Source organism: Xanthomonas maliensis (genome assembly GCF_009192945.1).
Taxonomy (GTDB): Bacteria; Pseudomonadota; Gammaproteobacteria; order Xanthomonadales; family Xanthomonadaceae; genus Xanthomonas; species Xanthomonas maliensis.
This window is the reverse complement of the sequence record NZ_NSET01000053.1, coordinates 49,218-66,557: the sequence shown is the minus strand read 5'-3', so window position 1 is coordinate 66,557 and position 17,340 is coordinate 49,218. Positions and strand designations below refer to the sequence as shown.

The following is a 17,340-nucleotide window of genomic DNA, read 5'->3' as shown; positions in this document are numbered from 1 at the left end:
GCGGCTGTTTCTCACCCGCCTGGAATCAGCGCCATGCCCGGGACTTCCGTTTCCGACGCCGCCGCGGCCATCGCCGTGGACCAGCCCACCCTGTTGCCGCTGCCGAGCGCCCGCCCGGCCGCACCCGCCGCGGTGCGCGGCAAGCTGTACATCAAGACCCACGGGTGCCAGATGAACGAGTACGACTCGGCCAAGATGGCCGACGTGCTCGCTGCCGCCGAAGGACTGGAGCTGACCGACAACCCGGAAGATGCCGACGTGGTGCTGGTCAACACCTGCTCGATCCGTGAAAAGGCGCAGGAAAAGGTCTTCAGCCAACTAGGCCGCTGGAAGGCGCTCAAGGCCGGCGGTAAACCGGTGATCATCGGCGTCGGCGGCTGCGTGGCGTCGCAGGAAGGCGAAGCCATCGTCAAGCGCGCGCCGTATGTGGACCTGGTGTTCGGTCCGCAGACCCTGCACCGGCTGCCGGAACTGATCCGCGCGCGGCGCGAATCCGGCAAGTCGCAGGTCGACATCAGCTTCCCGGAGATCGAGAAGTTCGACCGCCTGCCCGAGCCGCGCGCCGAAGGCCCGTCGGCCTTCGTTTCGATCATGGAAGGCTGCTCCAAGTACTGCTCGTTCTGCGTGGTGCCCTATACCCGCGGCGAAGAAGTCAGCCGGCCGTTCGAAGACGTGCTGGTGGAAGTGGCGCAACTGGCCGCCCAGGGCGTGCGCGAAATCAACCTGCTTGGCCAGAACGTCAACGCCTACCGCGGCGCCTACGGCGCCGATGCCGGTGAGCCGGCGCAGCATGCCGACCTGGGCTTGCTGATCCGCACCATCGCGCAGATCGAGGGCATCGGCCGTATCCGCTTCACCACCTCGCATCCGCTGGAGTTCTCCGATTCGCTGGTGGATGCCTATCGCGACGTGCCGCAGTTGGCCAACTACCTGCACCTGCCGGTGCAGGCCGGCAGCGATCGCATCCTGTCGGCGATGAAGCGCGGCTACACCGCGCTGGAATTCAAGTCGAAGATCCGCAAGCTACGCGCGGTGCGTCCGGACATCTCGATCAGTTCGGACTTCATCGTCGGCTTTCCCGGCGAGAGCGAGGCCGACTTCGAGAAGACCATGCAGCTGATCGAAGACGTCGGCTTCGACCAGAGCTTCTCGTTCGTCTATTCGCGTCGCCCTGGCACCCCGGCCGCGGACCTGGAAGACGACACGCCGGAGGCGGTCAAGCAGGCGCGTCTGGCGCGGCTGCAGGCACACATCAATGCGCATGCGCAGCAGATCTCGCAAGCGATGGTCGGCAGCGTGCAACGCGTGCTGGTCGAAGGGCCATCCCGCCGCGATCCCAACGAACTGACCGGCAAGACCGAGAACATGCGCTCGGTGAACTTCCCCGGCCATCCGCGCCTGATCGGCCAGTTCGTCGACGTGGTGATCACCGAGGCGCTGAGCAATTCGTTGCGCGGGCGCGTGCAACTGGACGACCGCCAGGCCTGATCGCCGGGCGATGCCGCCCGGCGCGTTCGCATCACGGCATCGCGCACGCGCTTGCGTCGGCAAGCGCGTGCGCGATGCCGTGATCCATCGAAGATGCATGCACAGCCCACAGCACACATGCCGAGGCGCCGCCCCTTGCGATAGACGATGGGCGGCCGGTCGCTACATCGCATCCGTCGCGCAAGGTGCCGATCAAAATTTCACCACTGCGTCGCGACGCCTTGTGCCGCCTGGCCGCGCCACACTTACCCACAGGCTTTGCCAACGACGATCCACATCTGCTGTGGACAAGCCGCGCAGCACTGGCGTTTTTTTCACCACCGCCCGACACAGCCAAGCACCGCAAGGGCTGCGACATTCTATCCACAGCTTGCTGTCGCCCAGCTCCACAGCCGGTGTGGACAACGCACAACGCGCGGCTGGCCGGCGCATGCCGCAGCCGCATTGCTGGTGGGATCACAGGCCCCGCGCTACCCTTTGCTGCCGTCCCACCGACCGGCGCCAGCGCCGCGTCCGATCCGATATGAACACATCCGTACAACGCGACTTCACCCTGGAACCGGCCGACAGCGAGCGGCTGGCCAACCTGGCCGGCCCCTTCGATGCGCACCTGCGCCAGATCGAGCTCAAGCTTGGCGTGGAAATCGCCAATCGCGGCAACGTCTTCCGCGTCACCGGTCCGGAGCCGGCCGCCAGCGCCGCACAGACCTTGTTGACCGCGCTGTACGACGAAGCGGCCGACATCACCTTCGACAGCCACGCGATCCACCTGCGCCTGAACGATGCCAACGTCGAACATGTCGTCGAACGCGCCTATGCACCCCAGGAAGTGGCGATCAAGGTCAAACGCGGCACCGTGCGTGGCCGCGGTGCCAACCAAGCCAAGTACCTGCATCAGATCGCTACCCACGACATCAATTTCGGGATCGGCCCGGCCGGCACCGGCAAGACCTTCCTGGCGGTGGCCAGCGCAGTGGAGGCCTTGAACGAATCGCGCGTGCAGCGGCTGATCCTGGTTCGCCCGGCGGTAGAAGCCGGCGAGAAACTTGGCTTCCTGCCCGGCGACCTCAGCCAGAAGGTCGATCCCTATCTGCGCCCGCTGTACGACGCTCTGTACGAAATGCTGGGCGTGGAAAAGGTGGTCAAACTGCTCGAGAAGAACGTCATCGAGATCGCGCCGCTGGCGTATATGCGCGGACGCACGCTCAACGATGCCTACGTGATCCTGGACGAGGCGCAGAACACCACCATCGAACAGATGAAAATGTTCCTGACCCGACTCGGCTTCGGGTCCACCGCCGTGGTCACCGGCGATCTCACCCAGATCGACCTGCCCAAGCACGTCAAGTCCGGCCTGCGCGACGCCATCGACGTGTTGCGCGAGGTCGATGGCGTCAGTTTCACCTTCTTCGAGGCACGCGACGTGGTGCGCCACCCGCTGGTGCAGCGCATCGTCTCCGCCTATGAAAAGCACGACTCGGCTGCAAAGCCGGGCGAGCCGGCGAAATGAGCCGGAGACGGAGCAGCGGATGCGTCGCCCTGCTCGGGCTGGCGTGCAGCCAGCTTGGCCTGGCACAGACGTCCGCCGAGCATGCGCCGCCCCGCCAGCGCATTGTGCTTGCGCAATCCATTGCCCGTCCTTGCATATCGGTCGCGATGCAGCACGCCAACATCAGCATGCCCAGCGCCGAGCTTGAGCGCATCGACAAACGCGGCCGAGATTCGGTCAAATCGAATGACAGCAAGGAACAGAAAAAGCGCGACTGGATCGATGGAGGCAATGCGATGGTGCTGCTGGCGCTTGCCAGCGAGCCACGCGACCCGTCCGGCTGCACCGTGGTCCAGGGGCCGCCCTTGCCCCGCCTCGTGCTCCCGCTGGTCGGCGACCTGATCGAGCGCGGCCAGGCAACGGTGCGACTGATGCCGTCTGCCGACCTTCTGAAGGAGGTCGACGTCGCGCGCAGCGACCCGCAGTGCCCGGATGACATCGGCGGCAAGGGTCGCATGATCTCCTATCAAGCCGTCGGCGGCGGACCGGTCGTGCTGAGCATCAATACCTGCAGCAAGTGATCCTGCCGCATCGCCGCGGCGCTGAGCGCGGCGCTCCATCGCGTCAATGACGGCGACAGGCCGAGCCTGCAGCAGGCTCGGCGACGCGTTGTTGCTGCCTGCTCGCATGCGCTAGTGCAACGAAGGGCATCAAGGGGCGGACCTCGACGCGTATGGCAAAACCGCGCAAGCTCGCCGAACAGTCGCTGCGATGTTTGCAGGAGGTCGCAGCGAGCCATCGCACGCGCGATACTATCGTCCTCGTCTGATCTGAATTGCTGGTGTTGCCATGACCAAAGGTCCGGTCCGCCTCGACGTCGCCGTCAGTTACGCGCTGCCGCGCACTGGTTTGCCGGCGGCGGTGAGCTTCCGCAAGTGGGTCGCCGCTGCGCTCAAGGGCCGTATCCGCGAGGCCGACCTGGCCATTCGCGTGGTCGACGAGAAAGAAGGCCGCTCGCTCAACCACCATTATCGCGGCAAGGATTACGCCACCAATGTGCTGAGTTTCCCGGCCGAGCTGCCGGAGGGCTTGCCCAAGGGCGTCAAGATGCCGCTACTCGGCGACCTGGTCATCTGCGCGCCGGTGGTGGCCCGCGAAGCCAACGAACAGGGCAAGCCCCTGCCCGCCCATTACGCCCATCTGACCGTGCACGGCACCTTGCACCTGCTTGGCTGGGACCACGAGGACGACAAGGAAGCCGAAGCGATGGAACAACTGGAACGCGAGATCCTGGCTGAACTGGGCGTGGAAGATCCTTACCGGGAGGAGCAGTAATGCGGCGCCCCCTGCTCGCCGCCGGCTTGTTGCTGGCCGGTCTACCCATTGCCCAGGCGCAGACCACCACCGCGGTCCGGCCCGACCTGCCGGCGCTGATCGAATGCAGACAACGGATCGGCGACTTCAACGCGTTGGCACCGGTGCTGGCCGATCCACTGAAGGCCGTGGCACTGGGCTGGACACCCTTGGAACAGTCCAATCTGTTCATGACCGAATACCGGCTCAATACGCCGATCAACGTGTTCGGCCATCAAACCGACCACATCGCCTTTTCCGGCGCCAGCATCATGGCCGTGCTCGACCTGCCCGATCCGCGCCCGCTGGCCAAACAGTTGGACCTGGAGCTGGGCGTGGATAACGCCGACAAGGTCATGTACGGCCGTGAGCTGGTCAGCGACGACACCACCAACCCCAAGACCGGCGAGGCGATGATCGAGTCGATCGTGCTGAGCGTGACGACCGTCAAGAGCCATCCGGGCAAGACGGTGGTCGGCTGCGGTTACAGCCTCGACCTGCCCTGATCCGCCCACCTGTCCGCTGCTCTGGGCGGCGGCAGGTCAGCGGCAGCTGCGCGCCAGCGTCACCGGAGTGCAGCGACAGACAGCCACCAGCACGGCGCCGTCGCCGCTTCCTGCTAGACTCGCCCCATCGCCTGGTTTGCCGGGTGCCGTTTCCCGTCACGATGTCCGAAGACGACAGTAGCCATTCCTCCGATATTCCGGAAAAACGCCGTAGCTGGCTCGAGCGCCTCAGCGCGGCCTTCTCCGGCGAGCCCCACACCCGCGACGAATTGGTCGCCCTGCTGCGTACCGCCGAACAGGACGGTCTGATCGCCGCAGACACCTTGCGCATGATGGAAGGCGCCATCGCCGTGTCCGACCTCACCGTCGGCGACGTGATGATCCCGCGCTCGCAGATGGTCTCGCTGCCGGTCGAAGCGCGCTTCCTCGACCTGATGAAGCAGGTGGTCGAATCCGGCCATTCGCGCTTCCCGGTACACGGCGAGAACAAGGACGAGGTGCTGGGCATTCTGCTGGCCAAGGACTTGCTGCGCGGCGTGGTGGCCGACAACGGTCCCGGTAATGTCCGCGAGCTGCTGCGGCCGGCGGTGCTGATTCCCGAGTCCAAGAAGCTCAATGTCCTGCTGAAGGAATTCCGCCTCTCGCGCAACCATATGGCGATCGTGGTGGACGAGTACGGCGGCGTCGCCGGACTGGTCACCATCGAGGACGTGCTGGAGCAGATCGTCGGCGAGATCGACGACGAGCACGACGATGCCGAGGACGAGAGCGCGCTGATCGCCATCCAGGCCGACGGCCGTTACGTGGTCGACGCGCTGACGCCGATCGAGGATTTCAACGAGCGCTTCGGCGCCGAGTTCCCCGACGACGAGTACGACACTGTCGGCGGCCTGGTCACCGACGCCATCGGCCACCTGCCGGAAACCGGCGAGGAGCTGACCCTGGGCCGATTCGCGTTCCGGGTCGCCAAGGCCGATGCGCGCCGGCTGCATGCCTTGCACGTCAGCATCCTGCCACCCGATCCGCAGGACGAGGCTTGACCATCACCGCACCGTGCCGCCGGGCCGGCGGGCACCACCGTCGTGCAGGCCTGGCCTGGCGTTGCGCATTGTTTTGGCTCGCGTTGCTGCTCGCACCGCTGGCGCTGGCGCAAACGCAGGCGCCACGGATCGGCGTGGCGACGATGCAGCCGGGGGAGGTTTTCTTCGAACGCTTCGGCCATGACGCGATCGTCGTGGTCGATCCACGCACCCAGCAGGCGACCTCATACAACTTCGGCTTCTTCGACCCCAGCGAGCCGGACTTCGTCGGCCGCTTCGCGCGTGGGGAGATGATGTATTACCTGGTGGCACTGCCGTTGCAGGAAGATCTGTCGCAGTACCGCGACAGCGGTCGTGGCGTCAGCATCCAATGGTTGGACCTGCCTCCCGAGCAGGCGCAGGCGCTGGCCGATGGCTTGGCCACCCGCAGCCAGCCCGAAAACGCGCGCTATCGCTACGATTATTTCACCGCCAACTGCGCCACCATGGTGCGCGACACCCTCGACCGCGCAATGGGCGGCGGCTTGAAGGCGCAATTGGCCGGGCGCTCGCGCGGCAACACCTATCGCAGCGAAGCGGTGCGGCTAGCCTCACCGGCGCCCTGGATGTGGTTGGGCTTCGACCTGGGCCTGGGACCGTATGCGGACCGCCCACTATCGCGCTGGGAAGAAGCGTTCGTGCCGATGCGCCTGGCCGACAGCCTGACCCAGGTGCACAACAGCGCTGGTCGTCCGTTGGTGCAGTCCACCCAGGTGCTGTTGCCGCACCGTATCGCCCCGGAGCCGGAAGAACAGGCGCGCCCCTGGTGGCCGTGGCTCCTGGCCGGGCTGGCGACTGCAGCGGCGCTCCTGGCCTTGCGCCGCCGGCCGCGCGTGCTGGCAGGCATCGCCTTGCCGCTGTGGCTGCTGTGCGCGATCGGCGCCGGCCTGCTGATCTATCTGTGGGGCTTCACTGCCCACCAATCGGCCTGGGCCAATCGCAATCTGCTATTGCTCAATCCGCTGTGCGCACCACTGTTGCTGGGTGCGCTGGCCGTTCTGCGCGGACGTTCGCCGGGGCGCTGGTTCGATGTACTGCGCTGGGCGGTGGCCGGTAGTGCCCTGCTCGCGCTGGTGATCCATTGGCTCTCCTTCCAGCCCCAGGCCAACCTGCCCTGGATCATGCTGCTGCTGCCGGTGCATGCGGCACTGGCGATGGCCTTGCGGCCGGCAGGCTTGTCCACGTCCACGCGCTGATCCACGATGCGTCCATGAGCACGCCCCAGCGCCATCCGCACAATCCGTCCTGCGTCATCACCTGCGCCTATTACGACGGCAGCGGGACCCGCCACGACATCAGCCTGGAGCAGATCAGCGACCAGCTGCAGCATCCGGACGGGTTTGTCTGGGTTGGCTTGTACGAGCCGCAGGAAGCGGTGTTGCGCAAGCTGCAGGAGGAGTTCGGCCTGCACGATCTGGCGATCGAGGACGCCTTGAAGGCGCACCAGCGTCCCAAGGCCGAAAGCTATGGCAATTCATTGTTCGTGGTGGTCAACACCGCGCAATTGGTCAACGAACGCATCCGCTATGGCGAGACCCATGCCTTTCTCGGCGCGCGCTTCCTGCTAACCGTTCGTCATGGCGCGTCGCTGTCGTACACGCCGGTGCGCAAGCGGGTCGAGCGCGAACCGGCCATGCTGCGCATGGGCGCCTCGTTTTGCCTGTACGGCGTGCTCGATTTCGTGGTCGACAACTACCTTCCGATCATGGACGAGTTCCGCGACACCCTGGAACGGCTGGAAAAGGACATCTTCGCCGACGACTACAAGCGCGAAACCGTGGTGCGGCTGTACGAACTCAAGCGCGAACTCAACAAGATGCGCTTGGTGGTCGCGCCATTGCAGGACGTGCTGTCCCATCTCAAGCGCAATCCCGGTTCGCTGATCCACGAGGACGTAGGCCTGTATCTGCGCGACGTGCTCGATCACGCGGTCCGCATCAACGATGCCATCGACACCTTGCGCGAAATGCTGGGTACCGCGCTGAGCGTGAACCTGTCGATGGTGACGCTGGCGCAAGGCGAAACCGTCAAACGCTTGGGCGCCTGGGCAGCCCTGCTGGCCGCACCGACCCTGATCACCAGCTGGTACGGCATGAACTTCTCGCACATGCCCGAACTCGGCGGCCGCTACGCCTATCCGCTGCTGATCGGTGCGGTGGTGACCTCCTGCCTGGTGCTATACCGCCTGTTCAAGCGTGCGCGCTGGCTATAGGGCCGCGATGCGCGGCCTATGCGTGGAAATCGGGGGCGGTACTTGCCACAGCGAGTTGGCACTCTCAGCGAGCGTGCTGCTGAAAGTCGCAGCAACGCGCACAACGCGTTGCTTCCGCTGAAGCTGTCAGTACACGCGCTGTGACGCATCCCGACCTCTGAGTACCGATTGCCTGCTCAAGCCACGTAGATGGTCTTGACGTTCATGAACTCATGAATGCCGTGCTCGGCCAGTTCACGCCCGAAGCCCGAGCGCTTGATGCCGCCGAACGGCAGCCGCACGTCGCTCTTGACCACCGCATTGACGAAGGCGGCGCCGCATTGCAGCTGCTGAGCGACCCGCTCGCCGCGCTTTGCATCGGCCGTCCAGACGCTACCGCCAAGGCCGAAGGTGGTGTCGTTGGCTACCCGCACTGCCTCGGCCTCGTCCGCCACGCGGATCACCGCGGCCACGGGCCCAAACAGCTCCTGTTCGTAAGCCGGCATGCCAGGTGCTACCGCATCCAGAATGGTGGCTGGATAGCCGGCATGCGATCCGTCGACCGGTGCGCCGCCCAACACGACCTTGGCACCCTTGGCCACGCTCTGCTGCACCTGTTGATGCAGCTCGTCGCGCAGATCGGCGCGCGCCATCGGCGCCAGCGTGCTGTCCTCGCGCTGAGGATCACCGAGTACCCGAGTGGCGGCGACCGCGGCGAAGCGTTGCAGGAAGCGATCGGCGATCGCCTCTATCACGATGAAGCGCTTGGCGGCGATGCAGGTCTGCCCACTATTGTCGAAACGCGAATGCACCGCCGCGTCCACCGCTTGCTCCAGATCGGCGTCTTCCAGCACCACGAAGGCGTCGCTGCCGCCCAACTCCATCACGCACTTCTTCAACTGGTCGCCGGCATTGGCGGCCAGTGCACGGCCGGCACGCTCGCTGCCGGTCAAGGTGACGGCGACGATGCGACGGTCGCGCAGCACCTCGGCAGCCTGGTCGTTGTCGATGTGCAATACGTCGAAGACGCCAGACGGGATGCCCGCGGCATCGAGCACCTGCTTGATGGCGTCGGCACAGCGCGGCACGTTGCTGGCGTGCTTGAGCAGGGCGACGTTGCCGGCCATCAACCCTGGCGCCAGGAAGCGGAAGGTCTGCCAGAACGGAAAATTCCAGGGCATCACTGCGAACACGCAGCCGAGCGGCTCATAGCGCACATAACTGGATTGCGCTTCGGTCGCGATCTGGCGCGGCGCAAGGTAGTCGGCGGCATGTTCGGCGTAGTACTCGCAGGCATGCGCGCACTTGTCGATCTCGGCCAGCGCCTCGCTGCGCAGTTTGCCCATTTCGGCGCTCATGATCCGCTGCAGATCCTCGCGACGGCGGGTCAGCTCGGCACCCACCTGGCGCAACAAGGCGCCGCGCTCGGCCAGCGGGCGCGCAGCCCAGCCAGGAAACGCCGCCGCCGCCGCGGCCAGACGCGTTTCGATGCCGGCGGCATCCAGCAGGGCTTGACGATGTTCGACCTGGCCGTTGGCCGGGTTGACGGTGTCGTAGGACATGACGGTCTCCTGTTACAGGCCGGCCATGCTAGACGCCGGCAGGTTGCCGCCGCGTCATAGACAGCTGAAATCCTCGCAACGCTGTGTCGCCGTCGCGGCGTCGCCCGGGCGCAGACTGAAACCTAGTCGCTGACCGGCTGGGCGGCGCGCGGCGTGCTCACATTGCGCGCAGCGGCACGTTGCTGCCGCTCGCCACGGGCCAGCAACCACCAGCCAACCACTGCGGCCAGCGACACCGCCAGCACCATCAGTGTCGCCAGTGCGTTGATCTTGGGGCTGATACCCATCCGCACCGAGGAAAACACCTGGATCGGCAACGTGGTTGCGCTGGGGCCGGCCAGGAAACTGGCGATGACCACATCGTCCAGCGACAGCGTAAACGCGAGCAGCCAGCCCGATGCCAACGCTGGCGCGATCAGCGGCAGCGTGATGCGGAAGAACACCGCGAGCGGGCCGGCGCCGAGGTCCATCGCGGCTTCCTCCAAGCTGCGATCCAGCGTCTGCAAGCGCGAGGACACCACCACGGTCACGAAGGAGACGGTAAAGGTGACGTGGGCAATCCAGATCGCCATCGCGCCGCGCGGCGCGATGCCCAGCACGCTGCCCATCGCGACCAGCAGCAGGAGCGTGGACAGGCCAAGGATCACCTCTGGCATCACCAACGGCGCGGTGATCAACGCACCGAACAGCATCCGCCCGGGAAACACGCGCATCCGCACCATTGCCACCGCCGCCAGGGTGCCCAACAGCAGCGCCGCCCAAGCCGTCCAGAAGGCGACCTGCAGGCTCACCCAGGCGGCATGCAACAGCTGCCGGTCGCGCAGCAACTCGCCATACCAGCGCGTGGAGAATCCGCCCCACACCGTCGCCAGCCGCGAAGCGTTGAACGAGTACACCATCAACAACAGGATCGGCAGATACAGAAAGCCCAGACCCAGCGCCAGTGTGCCGCGCGAGAACCAGCGGGCGACGCCGCTGCTCACGCCAGTCGTCCCTGCAGCGCGCGCTGCTGGGCGCGATGAAACACGACGATCGGCAGCAGCAGCGACACCAGCATCACCGTGGCCACCGCCGATGCCATCGGCCAATCGCGGTTGTTGAAGAATTCGCCCCACAGCACGCGACCGATCATCAAGGTATCCGGGCCGCCCAGCATCTCGGGGATGACGAACTCCCCTACCGCCGGAATCATCACCAGCATGCAGCCAGCGACGATACCGGCCCGCGATAACGGCACCGTGATGCGCCAGAACGCCTGCCAGGGCCGCGCGCCCAGATCGTAGGCCGCCTCCAGCAGGCGCGGATCGTGCCTGACCAGATTGGCGTATACCGGCAGCACCATGAAGGGCAGATAGCAGTAGACGATGCCGATATACGCGGCCAGCGGCGTGTAGAGCAGCCGCAGCGGTGCATCGATCACGCCCAGCGCCGACAGCGTCTGGTTGAGCAAGCCCTGGGTATCGAGAATGCCGATCCAGGCGTAGACGCGCACCAGGAACGAGGTCCACGACGGCAGCACCACCAGCATGACTGCGACGTTGCGCGTGGCCACCGGCAACCGCGCGATCGCCAATGCCAGCGGATAGCCGATCAACAGCGCCAAGAGGGTGGAGACGGCGGCGATCCGGAGCGAACTCAAGTAAGCCGCCAGGTATTGATCATCGCGCAGCATGGCCAGGTAGTTGGCCAGGTGCAGCTGCAGCTGCAGCGCGCCATCGGCCGCACGTTGCCATGCCGGCGTATACGGCGGCATCGCCACCGCCGGTGCGGCGAAGGAAATCTTCAGAACGATCAGGAACGGGACAGCGAAAAACAACAGCAGCCACAGATACGGCACGCCGATCACGCCCCAGCGGGCCAACCTGCGACCCTCGACGCGCTCATGCTTCATGCCGGCAGCACCACGCCATCGTGCTCGCCCCAGCTCAGCCACACCGTCTGGCCGCGCGCGAACGCGGCATCGGGCTGGCGCTGTTGATTGGCGAGCTGCGCCGACATCCGCAGGCCGCTGGGCAGGCGCAGGTAGTAGACCGAATGGCTGCCGAAGTAAGCGATCTCCTCGATCACGCCCTGTGCCTTATTGCAGTCCTGCGCAGGCGCATCCAGCGCGATCACCAGCTTCTCCGGACGCAGCGCGACGGCCACCGATTGCCCTACCGCGACCTCGTCACCGGCGGCGATGCGGATTTCGGCCTCCAGCGCAGCACTGCGCACACTCAGCGCGCTTGCCGTCGCGGTCACCACCACCGCCTCGATCAGGTTCACAGAGCCGATGAACTCGGCGGCGAAACGATTGGCCGGCCGCTCATAGATCGTCTCGGGCGTCCCCACCTGCTGCAGGCGCCCGTGATCCATCAGCGCGATCCGGCTGGCCATGCTCATGGCCTCTTCCTGGTCGTGGGTCACCAGCACACAGGTGACGCCGGAGGTCTGGATGATGTTGACCAGCTCCAGCTGCATCTGCGCGCGCAACTGCTTGTCCAGCGCGCCCAGCGGCTCGTCCAGCAACAGCAGCTTGGGCCGCTTGGCCAACGCGCGCGCCAGTGCCACGCGTTGCTGCTGGCCGCCGGACAACTGGTGCGGCTTGCGTCCACCCAGCCCCTGCAGGCGCACCAGCGCAAGCATTTCATCGACGCGCGCCGCCACCGCCGCCTTCGCCAGCCCGTCGTGCTTGAGGCCGAATGCGATGTTCTGCGCCACGCTCATATGCGGAAACAGCGCATAGGATTGGAACATCATGTTGACCGGCCGCGCGTACGGCGGCAGCGCCGCCAACGACTGGCCATCGAGGACGATCGTGCCGCGATCCGGCTGCTCGAAACCCGCCAGGCAGCGCAACAACGTGGACTTGCCGCTCCCCGAACCACCGAGCAGCGCGAAGATCTCGCCCTTGCCGATGCGCAGGCTGACCGCGTCCACCGCAGTCACGCCATCGAACTGTTTGCTCACCGCCGCGATCGTCAGGTAATCGGGGTGAGCGTCGTGGCGGGCGGGCGGCGGGGCCTTCAAAGATGCCATGGATCCTCGCGTGGCAGCGGACGACCGGTACCGCTGGCGCGATACCGAAGGTCATGATCGCAAAAGCCAGGCGCCGCTGCAGCGCCCTGCCCGCTCAGCGTGCCGCCGCCTGCTCCGGCGCAGGCGGCGCGCTCCAGCCCAGCCCCAGACTCTTCTGCAAGGCCACGTAGTTGACCAGCAACTGCACCTGCGCCTGCGCAGCGGCGTCCTGCGCGGACAGTTGCTGGCGCTGCACGTCCAGCAGGTCGATCGACGAGGTCGCGCCGGCATCGCGGCGCTGTTGCATCAGCGTCGCCGAGCGCGTGGCCGAGGCCTCGACCTGGCGGGCCACCCGCAATTGCTGACGGGCCGAGCCGAAGCGCGAGAGCGCGGTATTGGCGTCCTGCAGCGCCGCCAGCACGACGCCCTCGTAGGCGGCGGCGCGCGCCGCATTACCGGCGCGCGCCTGCGCGACCTGCGCCTTGCTGCGGCCGAAGTCGAAGATCGACCAGCGCAACATCGGCGCCGCCAAGGTGGTCAAGGCATCGGAATTGAAATCGCTCGGCGAACCGGCAATCCAGCTCAGGCCGCCGAGCAGGGTGACCTGCGGGAAATAGGCATTGAGCGCCTCGCCGATCTGCGCGCTGGAGGCGGCCAGTTCGCGCTCGGCCTTGCGCACGTCCGGACGCCGGCGAATCAGCGCACCGGGGTCGTCCACACGCACCTGCGCCGGCAGCATCGGCAAGGGTTGCGAGGCGGCCAATTGCGCATCCAGCGCGCCCGGTGGCCGGCCGACCATCAAGGCCAGTTGGTCCAATGCTTCCTGCTGCTGCATCTGCAACGGCAGGCGCTGCGCCTGTTGCTGCTGCTGCTGAGTGGCGATCTGCTCGACCTGCAAATCGGACGCGGCGCCGCGCTCACGACGCTGCCGCACCAGCTGCAGCAACTGGCCGATCTTGTCGAGATTGGCATCGGCAATCGTCAACCGTTGCTGCAGACCGCGGTAGTTCAGATAGACCTGGCCCACTTCGGCCGCCAGTTGCACCTGCGCATCGGCCAGTTCGGCTTCGGAGGCCTGGGCCTGGGCCAGCGCACCTTCGGCGGCACGACGACGGCGACCGAAGACATCCAGCTCCCAGCTGGCATCGAAACCGGCGCTGTAGATCTCGGTGTTGTCCAGATCCAGCGCCTGACTGCGCTGCGCGGGCGGCTGGCCCTGCTGGCCTTGCTGCAAACCGCCCAGCGTATCGACGATGGTCTGCGGCGGCTCGGCGTAGGCATAGACCGCGCTGGCGTTGAGCTTGGGCAGGCGCTCGGCGCGGCGCTGACGGGCGAGCGCACGGTTGGCCTGCAGCCGCGCTTCGGCAGCGCGCAGGTTCGGGCTGTCGGCCAGTGCCTGTTCGATCAACTGACTGAGCTGGGCGTCATGCAACGCTTCCCACCAATGGTTCAACGGCGCGGCCGCCACCACCTCGACGCCGGCGGCGCGGTGCAGCGTCGGCGCCTGCATGGCGTCCTCGGCTACCGCCGGTGGCTTGGTGTAGTTGGGGCCGAGCATGCAACCGCCAAGCAATAGCACGCTCAGCGTGGCCGCCAGCGGCGTGCGCAACAAGCGCATGGAATCAATGCATCGCAAGGTGCGTCCCCTTCGGTAGCGGCTTGAGCAAAAAGGCCAGCGGGATCGTGCAGACCACGATCACGCCGAAGATCCAGAACAGATCGCTATAGGTCATCACCAGCGCCTGCTGCTGCACCACGCGGGCGAACTGGGCGAGCGAGCGGGCCGCCGCCTCGCCGCCGGCGCTGCCCTGCATCTGTGCGGTCAGGCCGGCCAACGCCTCCTGCGCTCGGCTGGCGTTGGCGGTGATCGAGCTGCCGATGATTTCGGTGTGGAAGGTCATGCGGCGCTCCTGGAAGGTGGAGATCAGCGCCAGCCCCACCGAGCCGCCCAGGTTGCGGCCGGCATTGAACAAGCCCGAGGCATCGCCGGCCAGTTCCGGCGGCACCGAGGAAATCGCCGACTGGTTGAGCGACATCATCGCCAGCGCCAGGCCGCAGCCTTGCAACAACTGGCCGGCGACGAAGTGGCTGCCGACGGTGTCGGCCGTCAGCGAGAGATTGACGAAGCAGGCGACTGCAAAACAGATCAGCCCGGAGATCACCAGCACGCGGACGTCCACCGTCTCCAGCAGCTTGGGCATCATCGGCATCAGCAGCACGGTTGGCAGACCCTGCAGCAGCAGCACGTACCCGGCCTGTTCGGTGTTGTAGCCGGAGATCACCGACAGGAACTGCGGAATCATGTACATGACGCCGAACAGGATCATGCCGACCGCCATCACCATGATGAAGACCGCACCGAAGCTGCGCTGCACCAGCACCGACAGGCGGATCACCGGCGGGCGGCGGCGGAACTGGGTGACGATCAGCGCAATGAAGCCAGTGAGCGCGATCACGCTGAGGGTATTGATTTCGCTGGACTCGAACCAACGCTCGCGCTGGCCCTCTTCCAGCACCACGGTCAACCCGCCCAGGCCGGCAGTCAATCCATAGATGCCCAGCCAGTCGGCATCCAGCAGACCGGCCCAGTTGGCCTTTTCATGCTTGAGCCCGAGCAACAGCAGCGCGACCAGGCCCACGCAAACGGGGACGTTGATGAAGAACGCGTAGTGCCAGCTGACATTTTCGGTCAGCCAGCCACCCAACAACGGGCCGATCACCGGCCCCATGATCACGGTCATGCCGAACAAGGCTGTGCCCATGGTCTGCTGGCTGGGTGGCAGACGCGTCGCGACGATGGTCAAGGCGGTGGGAATCAGCGCACCACCGGCCAGGCCCTGCCCCACGCGGCCGATCACCATCATCGGCAAGCTGGTCGAAACACCGCACAGCACCGAGAACAGGGTGAACATCACCGCGCAGATCAACAGGAAATTGCGCAGCCCCAAGGTCCGCACGAACCAGCCGGTCAGCGGGATCATCACGATCTCGGCCACCAGGTAGGCGGTGGAAATCCAGGTGCCCTCGGTGCCGCTGGCGCCCACCTCGCCCTGGATGGTGGGCAGCGCGGCGTTGACGATGGAGATATCCAGCGTTGCCATGAACGAGCCGATGGTGCCGGCCAGCACCGCCAGCCACGCACCCGGCTCGGCCTTCTCCCGCGCCACCTTGCCGCCGGCGCGCGGGCCGGTGGCAGCTGCTGCGCTCATCGCGCCTGCTCCTGCGCCTGCACGCGCTTGGACTCCTCCTCGGCGCGCTGCTTGGTGTCCTTGGCCGAGCGGGTGTCGACGGTCACCTCGACCGACATGCCTGGCACCAGCACCTTGCGCGCCTCGTCGCCGGCCAGCACGCGGATGCGCACCGGCACCCGTTGCACCACCTTGGTGAAGTTCCCGGTCGCGTTCTCCGGCGGCAACAGCGCGAACTGCGAGCCGGTGCCCGGCGACAGACTTTCGACCTCGCCGCGCAGGGTGACGCCGGACAAGGCATCGACTTCGATCTCGGCCGGCTGGCCAGGACGCATCAGGCCGACCTGGGTCTCCTTGAAGTTGGCCACCAGATACAGCGATTGCTGCGGCACGATGGTCATGGTGCGGGTGCCGGCGGCAAGGAACTGACCGACCTGCACCGTCTTGTCGCCGACCCGGCCCTGGATACGGCTGGTCAGGCGGGTGTCCTCGACCGCCACCCGCGCTTGGTCGGCATCGGCATTGGCCTGCTTGAGTCCGGCCTGGGCCTGTTCCAACTGCGCGCGGCCGGCGTTGATCTGGCTTTGCGCGCCCTCGACCTGGGCCTGCGCGGCAGCGTGCTGGGCACGCGCGCGTTCCAGATCGTGCTGCAGGCTTTCCTGATGCTCATAGGTGTCGGCGCCAGAGGCGGCCAGCGGCGCGAAGCGCTTGACCTCGGCCTGGGCGAACTTCAGGCTGGCAGCGGCCGCGGCCACCTGGGTGCGCGCCTGGACCAGTTGGGACTCCTGCGCGGCCACGTTGGCCTGCGCGGCCACGATGTCGGCCTGACGGGCAGCGATTGCCGCCTCGGCCTGCTGCAAGGTGGCCTGGTAGGTGCGGTCGTCGATCTGCAACAGCGGCTGCCCGGCCTGCACCAACTGGTTGTCGCCCACCATCACCTGGGTCACGTAGCCGCTGACGCGCGGCGCCACCGCCACCGAGTCGGCCTGCAGATAGGCGTTATTGGTGTCCTGCATGTAGCGGCCCTTGATCAGGTAGTAGGCCAGCCACACCACCAACAGCAGCAACACCAGCACCCCAAGCAGGATCAGCGTCCATTTGACCTTGGGGTTCTTCAGCGGCGAAGGCTTTTGCTCCTGCTGCGCGTCGCGCTCCTCCGAGGCGGAGGACTGGCCATCATTGGACTGCTGCTCGTGGGTGCTCAAAGGAATCGTCCTGTGTCGTGGGCTAGGCGCACGCAACGGCGTGCCGCAGGGCGGCTCCGGCGAGGGCGGCGCAACCATACTATTATTTGAACCGAACGGTACAGGTTGTGTGAGGGCGGTAGTCAGCTTCGGCTCGGCATCGATGCGCAGCTGCCCAGACGGACGCCTGGCCGGGCCGGGTTAGCGGGTCCTTCGGCGATGTTCGCGCGCGAGCGCCTGCCAGCACGTGATGCAGCGTTCATCTGGCCCGAGCGGCATCCGCTTCGCGCCACATCCTTGCCG

General features: G+C 66.3%; 15 protein-coding genes. 8 read left to right on the top strand and 7 right to left on the bottom strand.

Annotated features, from left to right (window positions below):
• Positions 1 to 33 precede the first annotated feature (33 nt).
• From miaB to CKY51_RS16490, 8 genes are all read left to right on the top strand, one after another.
• The gene (miaB, locus tag CKY51_RS16525; protein ID WP_022974691.1) at positions 34 to 1,488 is read left to right on the top strand and encodes a tRNA (N6-isopentenyl adenosine(37)-C2)-methylthiotransferase MiaB; all 1,455 of its coding nucleotides are present in this window, start codon (positions 34 to 36) and stop codon (positions 1,486 to 1,488) included.
• Between the two features lie 523 nt (positions 1,489 to 2,011).
• Entirely contained in the window at positions 2,012 to 2,998 is a 987-nt protein-coding gene (locus CKY51_RS16520; RefSeq protein ID WP_152249517.1) for a PhoH family protein, read from the top strand.
• Positions 2,995 to 3,558, top strand: a complete 564-nt coding sequence (locus tag CKY51_RS16515; protein ID WP_152249516.1) for a hypothetical protein — start codon at positions 2,995 to 2,997, stop codon at positions 3,556 to 3,558. Before CKY51_RS16520 ends, CKY51_RS16515 begins: the two co-directional genes overlap by 4 nt.
• 268 nt (positions 3,559 to 3,826) lie before the next feature.
• Positions 3,827 to 4,312, top strand: a complete 486-nt coding sequence (gene ybeY, locus CKY51_RS16510) for an rRNA maturation RNase YbeY (protein ID WP_022974695.1) — start codon at positions 3,827 to 3,829, stop codon at positions 4,310 to 4,312.
• On the top strand, positions 4,312 to 4,836 hold the full coding sequence (locus tag CKY51_RS16505) for a hypothetical protein (protein ID WP_152249515.1): 525 nt from the start codon (positions 4,312 to 4,314) through the stop codon (positions 4,834 to 4,836). Before ybeY ends, CKY51_RS16505 begins: the two co-directional genes overlap by 1 nt.
• Positions 4,837 to 4,997: 161 nt before the next feature.
• Positions 4,998 to 5,876 (top strand): CorC family transporter, encoded by an 879-nt coding sequence (locus tag CKY51_RS16500; RefSeq protein WP_022974698.1) that lies wholly within the window; start codon positions 4,998 to 5,000, stop codon positions 5,874 to 5,876.
• A 2-nt stretch (positions 5,877 to 5,878) separates the two neighbouring features.
• Positions 5,879 to 7,111 (top strand): lipoprotein N-acyltransferase Lnb domain-containing protein, encoded by a 1,233-nt coding sequence (locus CKY51_RS16495; RefSeq protein WP_081641470.1) that lies wholly within the window; start codon positions 5,879 to 5,881, stop codon positions 7,109 to 7,111.
• Between the two features lie 14 nt (positions 7,112 to 7,125).
• A complete protein-coding gene (locus CKY51_RS16490) occupies positions 7,126 to 8,127 on the top strand; it encodes a magnesium and cobalt transport protein CorA (protein ID WP_022974700.1) in 1,002 nt (333 codons plus the stop codon).
• Between the two features lie 176 nt (positions 8,128 to 8,303).
• Here CKY51_RS16490 and CKY51_RS16485 read toward each other — a convergent pair whose 3' ends face one another.
• The 7 genes from CKY51_RS16485 to CKY51_RS16455 all read right to left on the bottom strand — a co-directional run bounded on the left by CKY51_RS16485 (position 8,304) and on the right by CKY51_RS16455 (position 17,058).
• Positions 8,304 to 9,668 (bottom strand): NAD-dependent succinate-semialdehyde dehydrogenase, encoded by a 1,365-nt coding sequence (locus CKY51_RS16485; RefSeq protein WP_022974701.1) that lies wholly within the window; start codon positions 9,666 to 9,668, stop codon positions 8,304 to 8,306.
• A gap of 122 nt (positions 9,669 to 9,790) precedes the next feature.
• Positions 9,791 to 10,567 carry an ABC transporter permease subunit gene (locus CKY51_RS16480; RefSeq protein WP_081641471.1) on the bottom strand — a complete coding sequence of 259 codons (777 nt, stop codon included), beginning with the start codon at positions 10,565 to 10,567 and terminating at the stop codon, positions 9,791 to 9,793.
• 80 nt (positions 10,568 to 10,647) lie between these two features.
• Positions 10,648 to 11,559 carry an ABC transporter permease subunit gene (locus CKY51_RS16475; protein ID WP_022974703.1) on the bottom strand — a complete coding sequence of 304 codons (912 nt, stop codon included), beginning with the start codon at positions 11,557 to 11,559 and terminating at the stop codon, positions 10,648 to 10,650.
• Positions 11,556 to 12,686 carry an ABC transporter ATP-binding protein gene (locus CKY51_RS16470; RefSeq protein WP_031341052.1) on the bottom strand — a complete coding sequence of 377 codons (1,131 nt, stop codon included), beginning with the start codon at positions 12,684 to 12,686 and terminating at the stop codon, positions 11,556 to 11,558. The genes CKY51_RS16475 and CKY51_RS16470 overlap by 4 nt, the downstream gene beginning before the upstream one ends.
• Before the next feature lie 94 nt (positions 12,687 to 12,780).
• Positions 12,781 to 14,283, bottom strand: a complete 1,503-nt coding sequence (locus tag CKY51_RS16465; RefSeq protein ID WP_022974705.1) for an efflux transporter outer membrane subunit — start codon at positions 14,281 to 14,283, stop codon at positions 12,781 to 12,783.
• A 4-nt stretch (positions 14,284 to 14,287) separates the two neighbouring features.
• The gene (locus CKY51_RS16460; RefSeq protein ID WP_022974706.1) at positions 14,288 to 15,874 is read right to left on the bottom strand and encodes an MDR family MFS transporter; all 1,587 of its coding nucleotides are present in this window, start codon (positions 15,872 to 15,874) and stop codon (positions 14,288 to 14,290) included.
• Entirely contained in the window at positions 15,871 to 17,058 is a 1,188-nt protein-coding gene (locus CKY51_RS16455; protein ID WP_022974707.1) for an HlyD family secretion protein, read from the bottom strand. The genes CKY51_RS16460 and CKY51_RS16455 overlap by 4 nt, the downstream gene beginning before the upstream one ends.
• Between the last annotated feature and the right edge of the window lie 282 nt (positions 17,059 to 17,340).

Excerpts from the sequence above, each read along its gene's own strand:
- CKY51_RS16505 (WP_152249515.1), top strand. The coding sequence starts at position 4,312 with ATGCGGCGCCCCCTGCTCGCCGCCGGCTTGTTGCTGGCCGGTCTACCC.
- CKY51_RS16460 (WP_022974706.1), bottom strand. The coding sequence starts at position 15,874 with ATGAGCGCAGCAGCTGCCACCGGCCCGCGCGCCGGCGGCAAGGTGGCG.
- CKY51_RS16500 (WP_022974698.1), top strand. The coding sequence starts at position 4,998 with ATGTCCGAAGACGACAGTAGCCATTCCTCCGATATTCCGGAAAAACGC.
- ybeY (WP_022974695.1), top strand. The coding sequence starts at position 3,827 with ATGACCAAAGGTCCGGTCCGCCTCGACGTCGCCGTCAGTTACGCGCTG.
- CKY51_RS16490 (WP_022974700.1), top strand. The coding sequence starts at position 7,126 with ATGAGCACGCCCCAGCGCCATCCGCACAATCCGTCCTGCGTCATCACC.
- CKY51_RS16515 (WP_152249516.1), top strand. The coding sequence starts at position 2,995 with ATGAGCCGGAGACGGAGCAGCGGATGCGTCGCCCTGCTCGGGCTGGCG.
- CKY51_RS16475 (WP_022974703.1), bottom strand. The coding sequence starts at position 11,559 with ATGAAGCATGAGCGCGTCGAGGGTCGCAGGTTGGCCCGCTGGGGCGTG.
- CKY51_RS16520 (WP_152249517.1), top strand. The coding sequence starts at position 2,012 with ATGAACACATCCGTACAACGCGACTTCACCCTGGAACCGGCCGACAGC.
- CKY51_RS16470 (WP_031341052.1), bottom strand. The coding sequence starts at position 12,686 with ATGGCATCTTTGAAGGCCCCGCCGCCCGCCCGCCACGACGCTCACCCC.
- miaB (WP_022974691.1), top strand. The coding sequence starts at position 34 with ATGCCCGGGACTTCCGTTTCCGACGCCGCCGCGGCCATCGCCGTGGAC.
- CKY51_RS16485 (WP_022974701.1), bottom strand. The coding sequence starts at position 9,668 with ATGTCCTACGACACCGTCAACCCGGCCAACGGCCAGGTCGAACATCGT.
- CKY51_RS16480 (WP_081641471.1), bottom strand. The coding sequence starts at position 10,567 with ATGGTGTACTCGTTCAACGCTTCGCGGCTGGCGACGGTGTGGGGCGGA.
- CKY51_RS16465 (WP_022974705.1), bottom strand. The coding sequence starts at position 14,283 with ATGCGCTTGTTGCGCACGCCGCTGGCGGCCACGCTGAGCGTGCTATTG.